This window comes from Clavibacter sp. AC415, assembly GCF_979252985.1.
Map to the genome: position 1 here is coordinate 1 of NZ_CEEDAR010000019.1, position 16554 is coordinate 16554.

Sequence of the window (16554 nt, forward strand, 5' to 3'; positions counted from 1 at the left end):
ACGACCAGGACCGCGACGCCCTGCACGTGACGCTCGCCGACGAGGCGTACGCCCTCGACGGGCAGACGAGCGCCGACACCTACCTCGTCATCGCCAAGATCCTCTCCATCGCCCGCCGCTCCGGCGCCGACGCCGTGCACCCCGGCTACGGCTTCCTCGCCGAGAACGCCGACTTCGCCCAGCAGGTCATCGACGCCGGGCTCATCTGGATCGGCCCGTCCCCGAGCGCCATCGAGCAGCTCGGCGACAAGGTCACGGCCCGCCACGTCGCCGAGCGGGGTCGGCGCCCCGCTGGCGCCCGGGACGCTCAACCCCGTGTCCGGCGCCGACGAGGTGCTCGACTTCGTCGACGTGCACGGCCTTCCCGTCGCCATCAAGGCGGCGTTCGGCGGCGGCGGCCGCGGCCTCAAGGTGGCCCGCACCCGCGAGGAGGTGCCGGAGCTGTTCGAATCCGCCACCCGCGAGGCCGTCGCCGCCTTCGGCCGCGGCGAGTGCTTCGTCGAGAAGTACCTCGACCGCCCGCGCCACGTGGAGACGCAGTGCCTGGCGGATTCCGCGGGTACCGTCGTCGTGATCTCCACCCGCGACTGCTCGCTGCAGCGCCGCCACCAGAAGCTCGTGGAGGAGGCGCCCGCCCCCTTCCTCACGGACGAGCAGAACGCGCAGCTCTACGCCGCCTCGAAGGCGATCCTCCGCGAGGTCGGGTACGTCGGCGCCGGCACGTGCGAGTTCCTCGTGGCCCAGGACGGCACGATCTCCTTCCTCGAGGTCAACACGCGACTCCAGGTCGAGCACCCCGTCTCCGAGGAGGTGACGGGCATCGACCTCGTGCGCGAGCAGTTCCTGCATCGCCGCTGGTGGCCTCATCGACTACGACGACCCGGCGCCGCGCGGGCACTCCTTCGAGTTCCGCGTCAACGGCGAGGACCCGGGCCGCCGGCTTCTTCCCGCCCCCGGCCCCGTGCACGTGTTCCAGGCGCCCGGCGGCCCCGGCGTCCGCGTCGACTCGGGCGTCCGCGCGGGCGACGAGGTCTCCGGCGCGTTCGACTCGCTGCTCGCGAAGCTCATCGTCACCGGATCCAGCCGCGAGGACGCCCTCGAGCGCTCGCGCCGCGCCCTCGACGAGTTCGAGGTGCAGGGCCTGCCGACCGTGCTGCCGTTCCACCGCGCCATCGTCCGCGACCCCGCCTTCGCCCCGGCCGACGGCGCGCCCTTCTCGGTCTACACGCGCTGGATCGAGACCGACTTCGACAACACCATCGAGCCCTGGTCCGGCGCCCTCGCGGACGCCCAGGAGGCGCCCGCGCGCCGCACCGTCGTCGTCGAGGTGGGCGGCAAGCGCATCGAGGTGAGCCTCCCCGAGGACCTCGCCCCCGCGGCCGGCGCCGCGACCTCGCGGCGGGGTGCCGCGGCTCCCGCCCGGCGCAAGCAGGGCGGCGCGGTCGACACCTCGGGCGGCGGATCCGTGACCTCGCCCATGCAGGCCACCGTCGTCAAGCTCGCCGTCCAGGGGCAGGGCCAGCAGGTCGTCAAGGGCGACCTGCTCGTCGTCCTCGAGGCCATGAAGATGGAGCAGCCCCTCACGGCGCACCGCGACGGCACCGTCCAGGGCCTCGCCGCCGAGGTGGGCCAGACCGTGCCGTCCGGGCACCGGCTGCTCGACATCGTCTGATCCCGCGATGACCACGGCCGGTCCCCGCGGGGGCCGGCCGTCGTCGCATGCGGGCCGCGCGGGCCGCGGAGCGCCAGAGCGTCAGAGCGCCAGAGCGCCAGAGCGTCAGAGCGTCAGAGCGTCAGAGCGTCAGAGCACGATGTGCATGGCGCGCGCGGCGTCGGAGATGCTCCCCGACAGCGACGGGTAGACCGTGAACGCCCGGGCGACGTCGTCGACCGTGAGGCGGTGCTCGACCGCGAGCGCGAGCGGGAAGATCAGCTCGCTCGCCTTGGGCGCCACGATCACGCCGCCGATGACGTGCCCGAGCCGGTGCGCGCGAACAGCTTCACGAAGCCGTCCTTGACGTTCTGCATCTTCTCGCGCGAGGATTCGAGGCGAGCGGCAGCTTGTAGATGTCGCCCTGCGCGAGCCCCTCCTCGATCTGCTTCTGGGACCAGCCGACCGTGGCGATCTCCGGCTGGGTGAAGATGTTCGACGTCACGTTGCGGAGCTCGGTGGGCTCACCGCGTCGCCCATCGCGTGGTAGACCGCCGTGCGGCCCTGCATGGACGCCACGGACGCGAGCGGCAGCAGGAACGTGGTGCAGTCGCCGGCCGCGTACACGCTCGGCACGAGGCGCGCGCCACGCGGTTGACGCGGATGTGGCCGGAGTCGCTCAGCAGTGGACGCCCGCCTCCTCGAGGCCGATGCCGGCCGTGTTCGGCACCGACCCGACCGCCATGAGGCAGTGGCTGCCCTCGACCACGCGGCCGTCGGTGAGCGTCGCGACCACGCGGTCGCCGTCGCGCACGACGGACTCGGCCCGCGACTTCGAGAGCACGGTCATGCCGTTGCGGGTGAAGACGTCCTCGATGACGCGGGCCGCGTCGGCGTCCTCGCCGGGCAGGACCTGGTCGCGGGAGGAGATGAGCGTGACCTTCGCGCCGAGCGCCGTGTAGGCGGAGGCGAACTCGGCCCCGGTGACGCCGGATCCGACGACGATGAGGTGCTCGGGCACCGAGGCCATCGTGTACAGCTGCGTCCAGGTCAGGATCCGCTCGCCGTCGGGCCGCGCGGTGTCGAGGATGCGGGGGCTCGCGCCCGTGGAGATGACCGTGGTGTCGGCGTCGATCTCGTCGAAGTCGGTGCCGCCGCCGCCCCGTCCCGTGGAGAACGACCACGCGGTTCGGGCCGTCGAGCCGCCCCTCGCCCTGGACGATGCGGACGCCCGCGCGGATGAGGCTCGACTTCATGTCCTCGGACTGCTGGCGCGCGAGGCGCAGGAGCCGGTCGTTCACGGCCTGGAGGTTGACGGCCACCTCGGGGCGGACGGGCGGCGGCTCTGCTCGCCCCGGGAGAAGAACTGGACGCCGAGGTCGGCCGCCTCTCCGAGCGCGTTCGTGGCCTCGGCCGTGGCGATGAGGGTCTTCGAGGGGACCACGTCGGTCATGACGGCGGAGCCGCCGACGCCGACGCGCTCCACGAGCGTCACCTCCGCGCCGAGCTGCGCGCCGGCGATCGCGGCCTCGTATCCCCCGGGGCCGCCTCCGAGCACGACGATCCTCTGCGTGGCCTCGAACTCGATCGATGCGCACATCATCCCCAGGCCGCGCCCCGCGCGCGAACCGGGCCCGCGGCGGCCCGGACGGCGCCGGGCGCGCATTTAGGATCGGGACGGGACCGAGCAACCTCGAGTCGCCCGACGCCGACCCCCAGGAGATCGCGCGCGAGGCGGCCCGGCAGATCGCCGAGCTCACGGGCGTCGAGCGCCACGACATCGCCCTCACGCTCGGCAGCGGGTGGGGGTGGGCGGCGGACCTCCTCGGCGAGACCACCGCCACCATCCCCGCCACGGAGGTCGTGGGCTTCTCCAAGCCGGCCCTCGAGGGGCACGTCGGCTCGCTGCGGAGCATCCTCCTGCCGTCCGGCCGGCGCGCCCTCGTCATCGGCGCGCGCACGCACTACTACGAGGGCCACGGCGTCCGGCGGGTCGTGCACAGCGTCCGCACCGCGGCGGCGACCGGCGCGACCACGATGATCCTCACGAACGGCGCGGGCGGCATCAAGCGCCACTGGACGCCCGGCACGCCCGTGCTCATCAGCGACCACATCAACCTCACCGCGGACTCGCCGCTCGAGGGCGCCACCTTCGTCGACCTCACCGACCTCTACTCCGCGCGGCTCCGGGCCGTCGCGCACGAGGTCGAGCCCGACCTCGACGAGGGCGTGTACTGCCCAGTTCCGCGGCCCGCACTACGAGACGCCCGCGGAGGTGCGCATGGCGGAGGCCATCGGCGGCCACATCGTGGGCATGTCCACCGCGCTCGAGGCCATCGCAGCCCGTGAGGCCGGCATGGAGGTGCTCGGCATGTCGCTCATCACGAACCTCGCCGGCGGGGATCAGGAGACGCCGCTCAGCCACGAGGAGGTCATCGAGGCCGGACGCGCCGCCGAGGGCCGCATCGGCGGGATGCTCGCCCGCATCGTGGGCGCCCTGTGAGCGGCGAGGAGACGCAGGCGCTGGTCGCCGCCGCACGCGCCTGGCAGGCCCAGGATCCGGATCCGGTCACGCGGGCCGAGGTCGACGGGCTGCTCGCCGCCCTCGACGGATCGACCCCGGGGATCTCCGCGGCCGATCGGGAGCAGGCCGCGGCCGGCCTCCGCGACCGGTTCCAGACCCGGCTCCAGTTCGGCACCGCGGGCCTCCGCGGAGAGCTGGGAGCGGGACCGAACCGCATGAACCGCGTGCTCGTCGCGCAGGCGGCGGCGGGCTTCGCCGACTACCTGCGGAGCCGCAGCCCCCGCCCGAGCATCGTCATCGGCTACGACGGCCGGCGCAGACTCCCGCGTCTTCGCCGAGGACACGGCGCGGATCATGGCCGGCGCGGGCGTGCGCACGGTGCTGCTCCCCCGCGCGCTGCCGACGCCCGTGCTCGCGTACGCCGTCAAGCACCTCGCGGTGAGCGCCGGGGTGATGGTCGCGGCGTCGCGCGACCCGGCGCGCGACAACGGCTACAAGGTCTACCTCGGGGACGAGGACCACGGCGCGCAGATCGTCAGCCCCGCCGACCGCGACATCGCCGCCTTCATCCACAAGGCCGCCGGCGAGCGCACCGTGCAGCAGCTGCCCGTGGCCGACGACTACTCCCTCGCACCGGAGTCGCTGGTCGACTCCTACGTGGAGGAGACCGCGGCCCTGTTCGCCGCCCCGCTCGCGCCGCTCACCTGGGTCTACACGCCGCTGCACGGCGTCGGATGGGAGACCGCGGCGCGCGTCTTCGACGCCGTCGGCGTCGACCGGCCGGTGCTCGTCGCGGCCCAGGCCGACCCCGACCCCGACTTCCCCACCGTCGACTTCCCGAACCCGGAGGAGCCGGGCGCGCTCGACCTGGCGTTCCAGGCCGCCGTCGAGTCGGACGCCGAGCTCATCATCGCCAACGACCCCGACGCGGACCGGCTGGCCGTCGCGATCGCCGACGAGCACGGCGCCTGGCGCCGCCTCTCCGGCAACGAGGTGGGCATGCTGCTCGGGCTCGGCATCGCGGAGCGCTACGCGGCCGACGGCGGCACCGGCACGTTCGCGTCGTCCCTGGTCTCCTCGCCCGCCCTCGCGGTCGTCGCGCGCGAGCTTGGCTTCGGGTACCGCGAGACGCTCACGGGGTTCAAGTGGATCAGCCGCGTCCCCGACCTCGTCTACGGCTACGAGGAGGCCCTGGGGTACCTGGTGGCGCCGTGGATCACGAGCGACAAGGACGGCATCTCCGCCGCCGTCGCGGTGCTGCACGGCGTCCTGCTGCTGAAGTCCCGCGGCCAGACCATCGACGACTACGACCGCGCGTTCGCCGAGCGCTTCGGCTCCTTCGCGAGCGACCAGATCTCGGTGCGCGTCACCGACCTCGCGGTCATCCCCCGCATCATGGCGAAGCTGCGGCAGTCGCCGCCGGCCTCGATCGGGTCGCGTCGGGTCGAGCGCATGGACGACCTGGCGGAGGGCTCCGCCGACCTGCCGCCGAGCGACGTGCTCCGCTTCCACCTGGGCGACGGGGCGCGCCTCATCGTGCGCCCGAGCGGCACGGAGCCGAAGATCAAGGTCTACCTCGACGCGCAGAGCACCGTCGGCACCGTCGCGGAGCGCCGGGACGCGGCGCGCGCCATCGTCGCGGACCTCGCCCAGGCCGTCCCCGGGCTGCTCGAGCTCTGAGCGCACGGATCCGCGGGCTGCGCCGGGCCCGCGGATCCGTCGCGGTTCGCGCTGGTAGTGACGCTATCAGTACGCTAGCCTCGCGGCATGCGCATCACCGAGCTCGCCACCGCGACGGGAGTGGCCCCCGCCACCGTCAAGTACTACGTGCGCGAGGGCCTGCTGCCCCCGGGCACCCGCATCAGCGACAACCGCACCGACTACGACGACGAGCACGCCCGCCGCGTCCGGCTGATCCGGGCCCTCATCGACGTCGGCCGGCTGCCCGTCGCACGGGCCCGCGAGGTCCTCGCCGTGCTCGACGACGACGCCCGGCAGGTGCAGGACGTCTTCGCCGTCGCGCAGGACGCGCTCACCCCGGGCCCCCCGCCGACCGAGGCTCCCCCGGCCGAGGCGCTCGCCCGGGTCGACGCCGTCACCGAGGACGCCGGCTGGTGCGTGCTCGAGGGCCACGCGGGACGCGCGCAGGCGGCGCGCGCCGTCGACGCCTTCGAGCGCTCGGGGCACCGGATGGACGACGGCTACCTCGCGCGCTACGCCGAGGCCGCCGGCATCCAGGCCGACGCCGACCTCGACGCCGTGCGGCAACGGGCCGACCGGACCGCCATGGCCGAGCTGATGGTCGTCGGCACGGTCCTCGGCGACCAGCTCGCCGCCGGGCTCCGCCGCGTCGCCCAGGCGACCGTCTCGATGCCCGGCCGCGCCGGCGCGACGGGCGGTGCGGCATGATCCGCCGGGCGTACGCCTGGCACCGGCCGCTGATGACCGTGGCCGCCGTCATGCTCGTGCTCGCCGCCGTCTGCGTCGTCGGGCGGCTGGTGGACGACCGCATCGTCACAGGGGCGCCCGTGTGGGACAAGCCGGCGAAGTTCTCCCTGTCGATCCTCGTCTACGCCGTCTCCTGGGCGTGGCTCATCGCGCGCCTCCCCCGGCACCGCGTCGCCGCCCACCGGCTCGGCACGGTCGTCGCGATCGCGCTCCTCGTCGAGCAGGCCGTGATCGTCGGCGCCGCCGCGGCCGGCACCACGAGCCACTTCCTCGTCGCCACCCCCCTCGCCACTGCGCTGTGGGCCGTGATGGCCGTCTCGATCACCGTGCTGTACCTCTGCACGTTCCTCACGACCCTCGCCGTGCTCCGGCTCCAGCTCCCCGATCCCGCCCTCACCCTGGGCATCCGGGCCGGTGCCGCCATCGCGCTCGTCGGCATGGGGCTCGCTTACCTGATGACGTCGCCGACCGCGGCGCAGCTCGCGGACTTCCACGGGGTGTCGGGCGCGCACACGGTCGGCGGGCCCGACGGCGGCGCGGGCCTCGCGGTCCTCGGCTGGAGCACGACCGGGGGCGACCTGCGGATCCCCCACTTCGTCGGCATGCACGCGCTGCAGCTCCTGCCGGTCGCGGCGCTCCTGATCGGCGCGGCCGGGCGGCGGATCCCCGCGCTCGCCCCGGACCGCGTGCGCGTGCGGCTGACGGCGGTCGCCGCCGCCGCGTACCTCGCCGTGGTCGCGCTGGTGGCCGTGCAGGCGCTGCGCGCCGAGCCCGTCACGTCGCCGTCCTCCTCGACGCTGGCGGCGGCCGCCGGCATCGTGGCGGCGGCGCTGGTGGGCGCCCTCGTGGCCGTCCGGCTCGGAGGCTCCCGGGCGCCGACGGCCGTCCCGGAGACGGACGGGGACGAGCCGGTGGGGCCGACCGCGCCGGCAGACGCGGATCAGCCCAACGCGGCGTCGAGCTTCCCCGAGATCTCCTCGAGGTCGAAGTAGTTGTCGATCACGACGACGTCCGCGTAGGTGGCGCCGATGCGGTCGACGAGCTCGGGCGACGTGAGGATGACCTGCGCGTCCTCCGCGACGGCCGCGACGCTCGCGAGGTCGGCCGCCGTGACGTCGGCCTCGATGCCCAGGCGGGCGAGCGCCCGCTCGGCGTTGACCTTGAGGATCCCGGACGTGCCGATCCCCACGCCGCAGATGGTGACGACCTTCATGCGCTCTCCTCGCCGGCCATGATGCGCCGGACCTCGTCGGTGGTGGTGGCGGCGCGCAGCCGCGGGATGGCGGTGGCGTCGTTGAAGATGTTGGCGAGGTCCGCGACGGACGACACGTGCCGGTCGACCGTGGTGACCGACAGCCCGACGATCACGTCGACCGGGTCGTTGTGCGCGTGGCCGAAGGGCACGGCATCGCGCAGGACGACCACCGCCAGGCCGTCCTCCAGAGTCTCCGGCCCGGGACGCGCGTGCGCGAGCGCGAGGCCGGGCGCGATGACCACGTAGGCGCCGAACTCCTCGATCACCCGGATCATGGCGTCGGCGTAGTCGGCCGTGGCCGCGCCGGAGCGCACCAGCGCGTCGCCGGCGAGGCGCACGGCGGCGCGCCAGTCGTCGGCCGCGGCGCCGATGGTGACGGCGTCGTCCGGGAGCGGTGGGAGCACGGGGGGCGGCCTCTCTGCCTGACGGGTGGACGGGATGCGGGCCGTGCGGCCGCGCGGCTACAGGCGGGCGAACCCGTCGGAGACGATGTCGGCGAGCGCCTCGCGCTCCTCGAGCGGGAGGAAGGCGGCCGCGGCCGCGTTCAGCTGGAAGGCCTCGAGGTCGTCGAGGTCGTAGGCGAAGGCGTCGGTGAGCAGGGCGAGCTCCCGGCTGAGGGACGTGCCGCTCATCAGGCGGTTGTCGGTGTTCACCGTGACGGCGAAGCCCAGCTGGTAGAGCAGGTCGAACGGGTGGTCGCGCATCGCGTCGCCCCACGCCGCGATGGCGCCGGTCTGCAGGTTCGACGACGGGCTGAGCTCCAGCGGGATGCCGCGGTCCTTGACCCACTGGGCGAGCGTGCCGAGGGTGACGAACACGTCCTCGCCCTCCTCGCTGTCGATCTCGATGTCCTCGGCGATGCGGACCCCGTGGCCGAGGCGCAGCGCGCGTCCGTCGAGGAGTGCGCCCCGGATGGACTCGAGGCCATCGGCCTCGCCCGCGTGGATCGTGCGGGGCATCCACTCACGCGCGAGGAGGTCGAACGCGCCCTGCATGCGGGACGGCGGGAAGCCCGCCTCGGGGCCGGCGATGTCGAAGCCGACGACGCCGCGGTCGCGGTGCCGGACGGCGAGCTCGGCGATCTCCGTGCCGCGGTCGAGGTGGCGCATGGCGCTGACGAGCTGGCCGACGCGGATGGAGCCGCCCGCCTCCTCGACGCCGCGGACGCCCTCCTCGATGCCCGCCTGCACGGCCTCGACGACCGCGTCGAGCGACAGGCCGCCGGTGAGGTGCTGCTCGGGGGCCCAGCGGACCTCGCCGTAGACCACGCCGTCCTCCGCGAGGTCCTCGACGAACTCGCGGGCGACGCGGGCGAGGTGCTCCTCGGTCTGCATCACGGCGATGGTGACGTCGAAGGTCTTCAGGTAGTCGACGAGCGAGCCCGAGTCGGCGCTGGTGCGGAACCACTCGCCGAGCGCGTCCGCGTCCTCGGCGGGCAGCTCGATGCCGGCGGCGGCGCCGAGCTCGAGGATGGTCGCGGGGCGGAGCCCGCCGTCGAGGTGGTCGTGCAGGGAGACCTTGGGGAGGTCGCGGTACGACCCTCCGCCGGGCAGCGTGGAGTCCTCGGGAGCGATCGTCATGGGTCGAATCTACTAGCCTCGACGGGGCCCGCGCCGAGTTCGTGAGCGCACTGATCATCGGTGCGCGACGCAGATGGCGGGTCCCCATCGAACCCGGAGGACCCGTGCGCACCAAGATCCTGATCGACTGCGATCCCGGGCACGACGACGCCCTGGCCCTGATGCTCGCTCACGGCAGCCCCGAGGTGGAGCTCGTCGGCATCACCACCGTGGCCGGCAACCAGACCCTCGACAAGGTGACGCGCAATGCGCTCGCGGTCGCGACCGTCGCCGGCATCCACGGCGTCCCCGTCGCCGCCGGGTGCGCGCGCCCCCTGGTGCGCCCGGTCATGACCGCCCCCGAGATCCACGGCGACTCCGGCCTCGACGGGCCCGAGCTGCCGGAGCCGACCGTGGCGCTCGACCCGCGGCACGCGGTGGACCTCATCATCGAGACCGTCATGGCGCACGGCCCGGGCGAGATCACCCTCGTGCCGCTCGGGGCGCTCACCAACATCGCCCTGGCGGTGCGCCGGGAGCCGCGCATCGTGGATCGCGTGAAGGAGGTCGTGCTCATGGGCGGCGGCTACCACGCGGGCAACAGCACCGCCGTCGCCGAGTTCAACGTCGCGGTCGACCCCGAGGCGGCGCACATCGTCTTCGGCGAGTCCTGGCCCGTGACCATGGTCGGCCTCGACCTCACCTACCAGGCCACCGCGACCCCGGAGGTCATGGCACGCATCGCCGCCCTCGGGACCCCGGCGGCACGCTTCGTCGTCGACTCCCTGGAGTCGTACGGACGCGCGTACCACGACCGGCAGGACTTCCCGAGCCCGCCCGTGCACGACCCGTGCGCGGTGGCGCGCGTCATCGACCCGCGCCTGGTGTCCGTCCGTCGGGCGCCCGTGACGGTGGAGCTGGCCGGCACGCACACCACCGGCATGACGGTGACCGACCTCCGCCGCCCCGCCCCCGCCGACTGCACGACGCAGGTGGCCGTGGAGCTCGACCACGCGGGCTTCTGGGACGTGGTCGTCGACGCCCTCGAGCGGATCGGCTGACCCGCCCACCCGAGGACGGCGGCGCCCGGGTCCGTCCGGCTGTCCGGCCGCCTGCGTGGAGCGACCGGACGGACCGGCTCAGCCCTCGGCGGTGATGCGCTCGCGCACGAGGGGACCGCGCGCGACGTGCTCGTCGGGGTCGCCGACGCGGTAGGCGCCCTCCAGCGACTCGAGAGCCCGGGCGAAGCGCTCCGGCTCGTCCGTCGACAGCGTGAAGAGCGGGTCGCCGCGGCGGACCGTGTCCCCCGGCTTCGCGTGCAGGTCGACGCCCGCGGCGTGCTGCACGGCGTCCCCCTGGCGGGCGCGTCCCGCACCCAGGCGCCAGGCCGCGATGCCGAACGGCAGGGCGTCCTGCTGGACGAGCACGCCGTCGCGCTCGGCCACGACGACGTGGGTCTCGCGCGCCACGGGCATCGCGGCGTCCGGGTCCCCGCCCTGCGCGCGCACGGTGGCGCGCCAGGAGTCCATGGCGCGGCCGTCGCGGAGGGCGTCCTCCACGTCGGCGTCGGGCATGCCGACGGCCGCGAGCATCTCCCGCGCGAGCGCGAGCGTCAGCTCCACGACGTCGGCGGGGCCGCCGCCCGCGAGCACCTCGACGGACTCGCGCACCTCGTTGGCGTTGCCGATGGCGAGGCCGAGCGGCACGTCCATGTCGGTGAGGAGCGCGGTGGTCCGCACGCCCGCGTCCGTGCCGAGCTCCACCATGGTGCGCGCCAGCTCGCGCGACCGGTCGATGTCGGTCATGAAGGCACCGGACCCGAACTTCACGTCGAGCACGAGGGCGCCCGTGCCCTCGGCGATCTTCTTGCTCATGATGCTCGACGCGATGAGCGGGATGGCCTCGACCGTTCCCGTGGTGTCGCGGAGCGCGTAGAGCCGCTTGTCGGCGGGTGCGAGACCGCTGCCCGCGGCGCAGATCACGCCGCCGTGGTCCTTCATCTGCTGCACCATCTCCTCGGTGCTGAGGTCGGCGCGCCAGCCCGGGATCGACTCGAGCTTGTCGAGCGTGCCGCCGGTGTGGCCGAGACCCCGGCCGGAGAGCTGCGGGACGGCGACCCCGTAGGAGGCGACCAGCGGCATGAGCGGGAGCGTGATCTTGTCGCCCACCCCGCCCGTGGAGTGCTTGTCCACCGTGGGCTTGCCGAGCCCGGAGAAGTCGAGGGTCTCGCCGCTCGCGATCATGGCGAGGGTGAGGTCGCGGATCTCGGTGCGGTCCATGCCGCGCAGGAGGATCGCCATCGCGAGCGCGGCCATCTGCTCGTCGGCCACGTAGCGGTCGGTGTACGCCTCGACCAGCCAGTCGATCTCGGCGGTCGAGAGCCGGCCCCCGTCGCGCTTGGCGCGGATGAGGTCGACGACGTCGAACGCGGCGCTCATGCCCGGTCCCCGTACGCGTCCAGCGTCCGCGGCCCGAAGGCGTCGGGCAGGACCTCGTCGATGGTGCGGACGCCCGAGACGGTCTCCAGCAGCATGCCCGGCACCGCGTGCTCGAACAGCAGCTGGCGGCAGCGCCCGCACGGCATGAGGATGTTGCCGTCGCCGTCCACGCACGTGAACGCGACCAGCTGGCCGCCGCCCGTGAGGTGCAGGACGGAGACGAGGGCGCACTCGGCGCAGAGGGTGAGCCCGTAGGACGCGTTCTCCACGTTGCAGCCGGTGATGACGCGGCCGTCGGTGGCGATGGCCGCGACCCCCACGGGGAAGCGGGAGTACGGCACGTACGCGCGCTGCATGGCGTCATGGGCCGCCTCGCGGAGGGAGCCCCAGTCGATGCCGCCCGACTCCACGGGCTCGACGCCGCTCACGACTTCACGTAGGGCTTGCCGGCCGCGGCGGGACCGCGCACCTGCCCCACCAGTCCGGCGACCGCGGCGATGGTCACGACGTACGGCAGCATCAGCATGAACTCGCTCGGCACGGGCGACCCGATGACGCCGAGGACGTTCTGCAGGTTGCTCGCGAAGCCGAACAGGAGGGCGGCGAGCGTGGCACGCAGCGGATCCCACCTGCCGAAGATGACCGCGGCCAGCGCGATGAACCCGGCGCCCGCCGTCATCTCCTTGTTGAACGCGCCGACGGAGCCGAGGGTGAAGAAGGCCCCGCCGAGCCCGGCGATCGCGCCCGCGAGGGACACGTTCCAGAACCGGGTCGCGGCGACCTTGATGCCCACGGTGTCGGCGGCCTGCGGGTGCTCGCCGACCGCGCGGAGGCGGAGCCCCCAGCGCGTGTGGAACAGGCAGAACCAGACGAGGAACACGGCCACGTACATGAGGTAGACGATGATCGTCTGCCGGAACAGGACCGGGCCGATGACGGGGATCTGGCCGAGTACCGGGATGTCGATGCGGTCGAAGCGCGGCGGCGAGTTGAGCGTGCCGGGGTCCGCGGAGAGCACCTGCGAGAACAGGAAGCTCGTCAGGCCCGTGACCAGCACGTTGAGCACGACGCCGACGATGACCTGGTCGACCAGGTACCTGATGGCGAACGCGGCGAGCACGAACGACACGAGCATGCCGGCCACCATCGCGGCGGCGAGCCCGATCAGCGGCTGGCCCGTGATCGACGCGACCACGGCGGACACGAACGCGCCGGCCAGGAGCTGGCCCTCGATGGCGACGTTGACGACGCCGACGCGCTCCGAGAGGACGCCGCCGAGGGCGCCGAAGATGAGCGGCACCGAGAGGCTCACGGTGCCGACGAGGAGGCCGGGCACCGGGATCGTCTGGCCCGCCGACGCCCAGGTGAGGAACGCGACGAGGAAGAGGACCGCGAAGACGGCCGTGAACCACAGCGGCGTCCGCGCGGAGCGGCGCACGAGCAGCACGGACACCGCGGTGAGCGCCGCGAGCAGCACGGTGACGACCACGCCGGTGGCGGCGGTCGGCAGCACCACGGGCGCCAGCTGGATGAGGTCCGTCCCGGTCGAGAGCCCGAACGTGCTCGAGCCCTCGCGCCCGAGGAGCACGAACAGGACGAGCGAGACCGCGGTGAAGAACCCGAAGGCGACGGGCGCCTTCCAGCTCGTGGCGACGGTGCGCTCGAGCGCGGTCGCCGCGGGGTCGTGGGGCGCAGGGGACGACGCCGTGGTGGGGGTGGTCGCGGTCACGATGCCGTCGCCGCCTTCCGGGTCCGGGTGGTGCGCCTGGCCTGGCCCGGCGCGGGGAGGCGGAAGACCGCCCGCACGAGCGGGGGCGCCGCGATGAACAGGACGATGAGCGACTGGACGACCACGACGATGTCGATGGGCACGCCCTCGGCCGCCTGCATGGAGAAGCCGCCGGCCTTGAAGGCGCCGAACAGGATCCCCGCGACGAAGACGCCCCACGGCCGGCTGCGGCCGAGCAGCGCCACGGTGATGGCGTCGAAGCCGATGCCCGCGTCGATGCCCGAGCTGAAGCCCGTGGTCACCGTTCCGAGCACCTGGCTCGCTCCGGCGAGGCCCGCGAGCCCGCCCGAGATGAGCATGGCGTAGAGGTAGGAGTTCTTGACGTCGATGCCGGCGACCCGCGCCGCGCTCGGGTTCTCGCCGACCGCGCGGAAGCGGAAGCCGAGGCCCGAGCGGTTGAGCAGGTACCAGATGACGACCGTCGCGACGACGACCACGAGGAAGCCCGCGTGCAGCGAGTACTGGTCCCCGAGGAGCGGCGGGAACACGGCCGTGTCGAGCATCGCCGGCGTCTTGGGGTTGTTGGACCCGGGCGCCTGCAGGAGCCCGGGCGTCCGGAGCAGGTAGGAGATGAGGTAGAACGCGACGTAGTTGAGCATGATCGTGACGATCACCTCGTGCGCGCCGGTGCGGGCCTTCAGGAGCCCCACGATCCCGCCCCAGAGCGCGCCGCCCGCGATGCCCGCGGCGACCGCGAGCACCAGGTGGACGACGGGCGGCAGGTCGAAGCTGAAGCCCACCCAGCCGGCGCACGCCGCGGCGATGAGCATCTGGCCGCGGGCGCCGATGTTGAACAGGCCGACGCGGAACGCGATCGCCACGCCGAGGCCGGCCGCGATCAGCGGCGTCGCGAAGGTGAGCGTCTCGGTGAGCGGCTTGATGCCGTTCGCGAAGCCGGGACGGCGGAAGTTGTACACCGAGCCCTGGAAGAGGGCGGAGTAGGCGCCGGACGCGGCGTCCCATCCGGCGCGGAGCGTGTCGAGCGGGCGGCTGAAGAAGTACCCGGCCGCCTCCTGCGTCGCCTCGTCGGTGACGGCGATGAGGAGCGCGCCCACCACGAGGGAGAGCACCACCGCCAGGACGGACAGCAGGGCGCTGCCGCTCGCGATCTCGCGGAGGACCTGTCCGGCGCGCGAGCCCTCGGGGCCCTCCCCGGGCTCGCGTCGGCGGGCGCGGCGGTCGCCGCGGCGGGGACGCCGGCCGGCGCCTCCGCGCGCGTGGGGTCGCCGACCGTTCCGGCCTCGCGACCGGAGGCGGGCAGCTGCCCCGCGGACGGGTCCGCCGGGCCGTGGCCCTCGGGACGTCGGGTGTCGTCGGTCATGCGGTGCGCCCTCCGGCGGTCGTGGTGGTGGAGACGGATGCCGGGACCTCGCCGGCCATCATGAGGCCGAGCACGTCGCGCGGGGTGTCGCCGGGCACGATCCCGACGATGCCGCCGCGGTACATCACCGCGATGCGGTCGGCGAGGGCGGCCACCTCGTCGAGCTCCGTGGAGACGACGATGACGGGCAGGCCGCGGTCGCGCGTCTCGACGACGCGGGTGTGCACGAACTCGATCGACCCGACGTCGAGCCCGCGCGTGGGCTGGGCGGCGACGAAGAGGCGCAGGTCGCGGCTGAGCTCGCGCGCGAGGACCACCTTCTGCGCGTTGCCGCCGGAGAGGCGGCCGACGTGGGTGTCGATGCCCTGCGTCCGGATGTCGAACTCGCGCACGCGGTCGCGCGCGAACTCGTCGAGGTACCCGAGCTTCAGGGATCCGGCGACCACGAAGGGCGGGCTGTCGGACCGGTCGAGCATGAGGTTCTCGGCGATGGTGAACTCGGCGACGAGCCCGTCCTCGTTGCGGTCCTCGGGCACGAAGCCCACGCCCGCGTCGAGCACGCGGCGGACGGACCGGCCGGTGAGCCGGGTGCCGTCGAGGTCGATGGTGCCGGACACGCGCGGCTGCAGCCCGAGGATCGCCTCGGTCAGCTCGGTCTGGCCGTTGCCCTGCACGCCCGCGATGGCGAGGATCTCCCCCGCGTGCACCTCGAAGCTCACGCCGTCGACGACGACCTGGCCGGACGCGTCGATGACGGTCAGGTCGCGCACGACGAGGGCGGCGGCGCCGGGCGTCGCGGGCTCCTTGGCGACCGTGAGCGACACGCTGCGGCCCACCATGAGGGACGCGAGCTCCGCGTTGCTCGCGGTGGGCTCGGCCTCGCCGACCACCTTCCCGAGCCGGATGACGGTGATGCGGTCCGCGACCTCGCGCACCTCGCGCAGCTTGTGCGTGATGAAGACGATGCCGGTGCCGGCGTCCCGGAGCTGCTTCATGATGACCATGAGCTCGTCGGTCTCCTGCGGCGTGAGCACGGCGGTGGGCTCGTCGAACACGAGCACCTCCGCGTCGCGCGACAGCGCCTTGATGATCTCCACGCGCTGCTGGACGCCGACGGGCAGGTCCGCGACGAGCGCGTCCGGGTCGACGTCGAAGCCGAACCGCGCTGAGATCTTGCGCACCTTCGCGCGGGCTCCGGCCAGGTCGAGCCGGCCGCCGAGCTTCGTCTCCTCGTGCCCGAGCATGACGTTCTCCGCGACCGTGAACACGGGGATCAGCATGAAGTGCTGGTGCACCATGCCGATGCCGGCGGCCATGGCGTCGCCGGGCCCGGCGAAGCGCGCCACCCGGTCGTCGAGGAGGATGTCGCCCTCCTCGGCCTGGTACAGGCCGTAGAGCACGTTCATCAGCGTGGACTTGCCCGCGCCGTTCTCACCCAGGAGGCAGTGGATCTCGCCCGGGTGGACGACGAGGTCGATGTGGTCGTTGGCCACCAGCGCGCCGAAGCGCTTGGTGATGCCCCGCAGTTCGAGCTTCATCGGATCAATCTGTTCGGTGGGACGGGTGAGC

At 73.6% G+C, this 16554-nt stretch carries 10 protein-coding genes and 5 pseudogenes; 6 read left to right on the forward strand and 9 right to left on the reverse strand.

Features of this window, described 5'->3' with window-relative positions; genetic code table 11:
• Positions 1–1672 (forward strand): annotated as a pseudogene (locus ACZ411_RS12930) (acetyl/propionyl/methylcrotonyl-CoA carboxylase subunit alpha); the annotation flags it as partial.
• Positions 1673–1801: 129 nt separating this feature from the next.
• Here ACZ411_RS12930 and ACZ411_RS12935 read toward each other — a convergent pair.
• Positions 1802–3251: pseudogene (locus tag ACZ411_RS12935) on the reverse strand (NAD(P)H-quinone dehydrogenase).
• 71 nt (positions 3252–3322) lie between these two features.
• Here ACZ411_RS12935 and ACZ411_RS12940 point away from each other — a divergent pair.
• The 4 genes and pseudogenes from ACZ411_RS12940 to ACZ411_RS12955 all read left to right on the forward strand — a co-directional run bounded on the left by ACZ411_RS12940 (position 3323) and on the right by ACZ411_RS12955 (position 7615).
• Positions 3323–4154 (forward strand): annotated as a pseudogene (locus ACZ411_RS12940) (purine-nucleoside phosphorylase).
• Positions 4151–5855 (forward strand): annotated as a pseudogene (locus ACZ411_RS12945) (phospho-sugar mutase). Before ACZ411_RS12940 ends, ACZ411_RS12945 begins: the two co-directional pseudogenes overlap by 4 nt.
• 87 nt (positions 5856–5942) lie before the next feature.
• Positions 5943–6584 (forward strand): MerR family transcriptional regulator, encoded by a 642-nt coding sequence (locus ACZ411_RS12950; RefSeq protein WP_094115354.1) that lies wholly within the window; start codon positions 5943–5945, stop codon positions 6582–6584.
• Between the two features lie 32 nt (positions 6585–6616).
• Positions 6617–7615 carry a hypothetical protein gene (locus ACZ411_RS12955; RefSeq protein ID WP_464171161.1) on the forward strand — a complete coding sequence of 333 codons (999 nt, stop codon included), beginning with the start codon at positions 6617–6619 and terminating at the stop codon, positions 7613–7615.
• Here ACZ411_RS12955 and ACZ411_RS12960 read toward each other — a convergent pair.
• From ACZ411_RS12960 to ACZ411_RS12970, 3 genes are read right to left on the reverse strand one after another with little or no spacing between them, the layout of a single operon-like run.
• On the reverse strand, positions 7564–7836 hold the full coding sequence (locus ACZ411_RS12960; RefSeq protein ID WP_094115352.1) for a PTS sugar transporter subunit IIB: 273 nt from the start codon (positions 7834–7836) through the stop codon (positions 7564–7566). The genes ACZ411_RS12955 and ACZ411_RS12960 overlap by 52 nt on opposite strands.
• Entirely contained in the window at positions 7833–8282 is a 450-nt protein-coding gene (locus tag ACZ411_RS12965; RefSeq protein WP_104290557.1) for a PTS sugar transporter subunit IIA, read from the reverse strand. Before ACZ411_RS12965 ends, ACZ411_RS12960 begins: the two co-directional genes overlap by 4 nt.
• Positions 8283–8339: 57 nt before the next feature.
• Positions 8340–9458, reverse strand: a complete 1119-nt coding sequence (locus ACZ411_RS12970) for an adenosine deaminase (RefSeq protein WP_464171162.1) — start codon at positions 9456–9458, stop codon at positions 8340–8342.
• 104 nt (positions 9459–9562) lie between these two features.
• On the opposite strand from ACZ411_RS12970, the gene uriH reads away from it, so the two are divergent.
• Positions 9563–10498 (forward strand): uridine-preferring nucleoside hydrolase UriH, encoded by a 936-nt coding sequence (uriH, locus tag ACZ411_RS12975; RefSeq protein WP_464171163.1) that lies wholly within the window; start codon positions 9563–9565, stop codon positions 10496–10498.
• Positions 10499–10576: 78 nt separating this feature from the next.
• Here the strand turns inward: uriH and ACZ411_RS12980 are convergent, their stop codons facing one another.
• The 5 genes and pseudogenes from ACZ411_RS12980 to ACZ411_RS13000 form a co-directional block, all read right to left on the reverse strand.
• Positions 10577–11875 carry a thymidine phosphorylase gene (locus ACZ411_RS12980; RefSeq protein WP_464171164.1) on the reverse strand — a complete coding sequence of 433 codons (1299 nt, stop codon included), beginning with the start codon at positions 11873–11875 and terminating at the stop codon, positions 10577–10579.
• Positions 11872–12303 carry a cytidine deaminase gene (locus ACZ411_RS12985; RefSeq protein WP_094115347.1) on the reverse strand — a complete coding sequence of 144 codons (432 nt, stop codon included), beginning with the start codon at positions 12301–12303 and terminating at the stop codon, positions 11872–11874. Before ACZ411_RS12985 ends, ACZ411_RS12980 begins: the two co-directional genes overlap by 4 nt.
• Positions 12300–13604 carry an ABC transporter permease gene (locus ACZ411_RS12990; protein WP_094115346.1) on the reverse strand — a complete coding sequence of 435 codons (1305 nt, stop codon included), beginning with the start codon at positions 13602–13604 and terminating at the stop codon, positions 12300–12302. Before ACZ411_RS12990 ends, ACZ411_RS12985 begins: the two co-directional genes overlap by 4 nt.
• Positions 13601–14985, reverse strand: a pseudogene (locus ACZ411_RS12995) (ABC transporter permease). The gene ACZ411_RS12990 and the pseudogene ACZ411_RS12995 overlap by 4 nt, the downstream one beginning before the upstream one ends.
• Positions 14982–16523 (reverse strand): ABC transporter ATP-binding protein, encoded by a 1542-nt coding sequence (locus tag ACZ411_RS13000; RefSeq protein ID WP_464171165.1) that lies wholly within the window; start codon positions 16521–16523, stop codon positions 14982–14984. The pseudogene ACZ411_RS12995 and the gene ACZ411_RS13000 overlap by 4 nt, the downstream one beginning before the upstream one ends.
• Positions 16524–16554: the final 31 nt, after the last annotated feature.

Coding starts and splice junctions, on each gene's coding strand:
- ACZ411_RS12950 (WP_094115354.1), top strand. CDS start 5,943: ATGCGCATCACCGAGCTCGCCACCGCGACGGGAGTGGCCCCCGCCACC.
- ACZ411_RS12955 (WP_464171161.1), top strand. CDS start 6,617: ATGACCGTGGCCGCCGTCATGCTCGTGCTCGCCGCCGTCTGCGTCGTC.
- ACZ411_RS12960 (WP_094115352.1), bottom strand. CDS start 7,836: ATGAAGGTCGTCACCATCTGCGGCGTGGGGATCGGCACGTCCGGGATC.
- ACZ411_RS12970 (WP_464171162.1), bottom strand. CDS start 9,458: ATGACGATCGCTCCCGAGGACTCCACGCTGCCCGGCGGAGGGTCGTAC.
- ACZ411_RS12980 (WP_464171164.1), bottom strand. CDS start 11,875: ATGAGCGCCGCGTTCGACGTCGTCGACCTCATCCGCGCCAAGCGCGAC.
- ACZ411_RS13000 (WP_464171165.1), bottom strand. CDS start 16,523: ATGAAGCTCGAACTGCGGGGCATCACCAAGCGCTTCGGCGCGCTGGTG.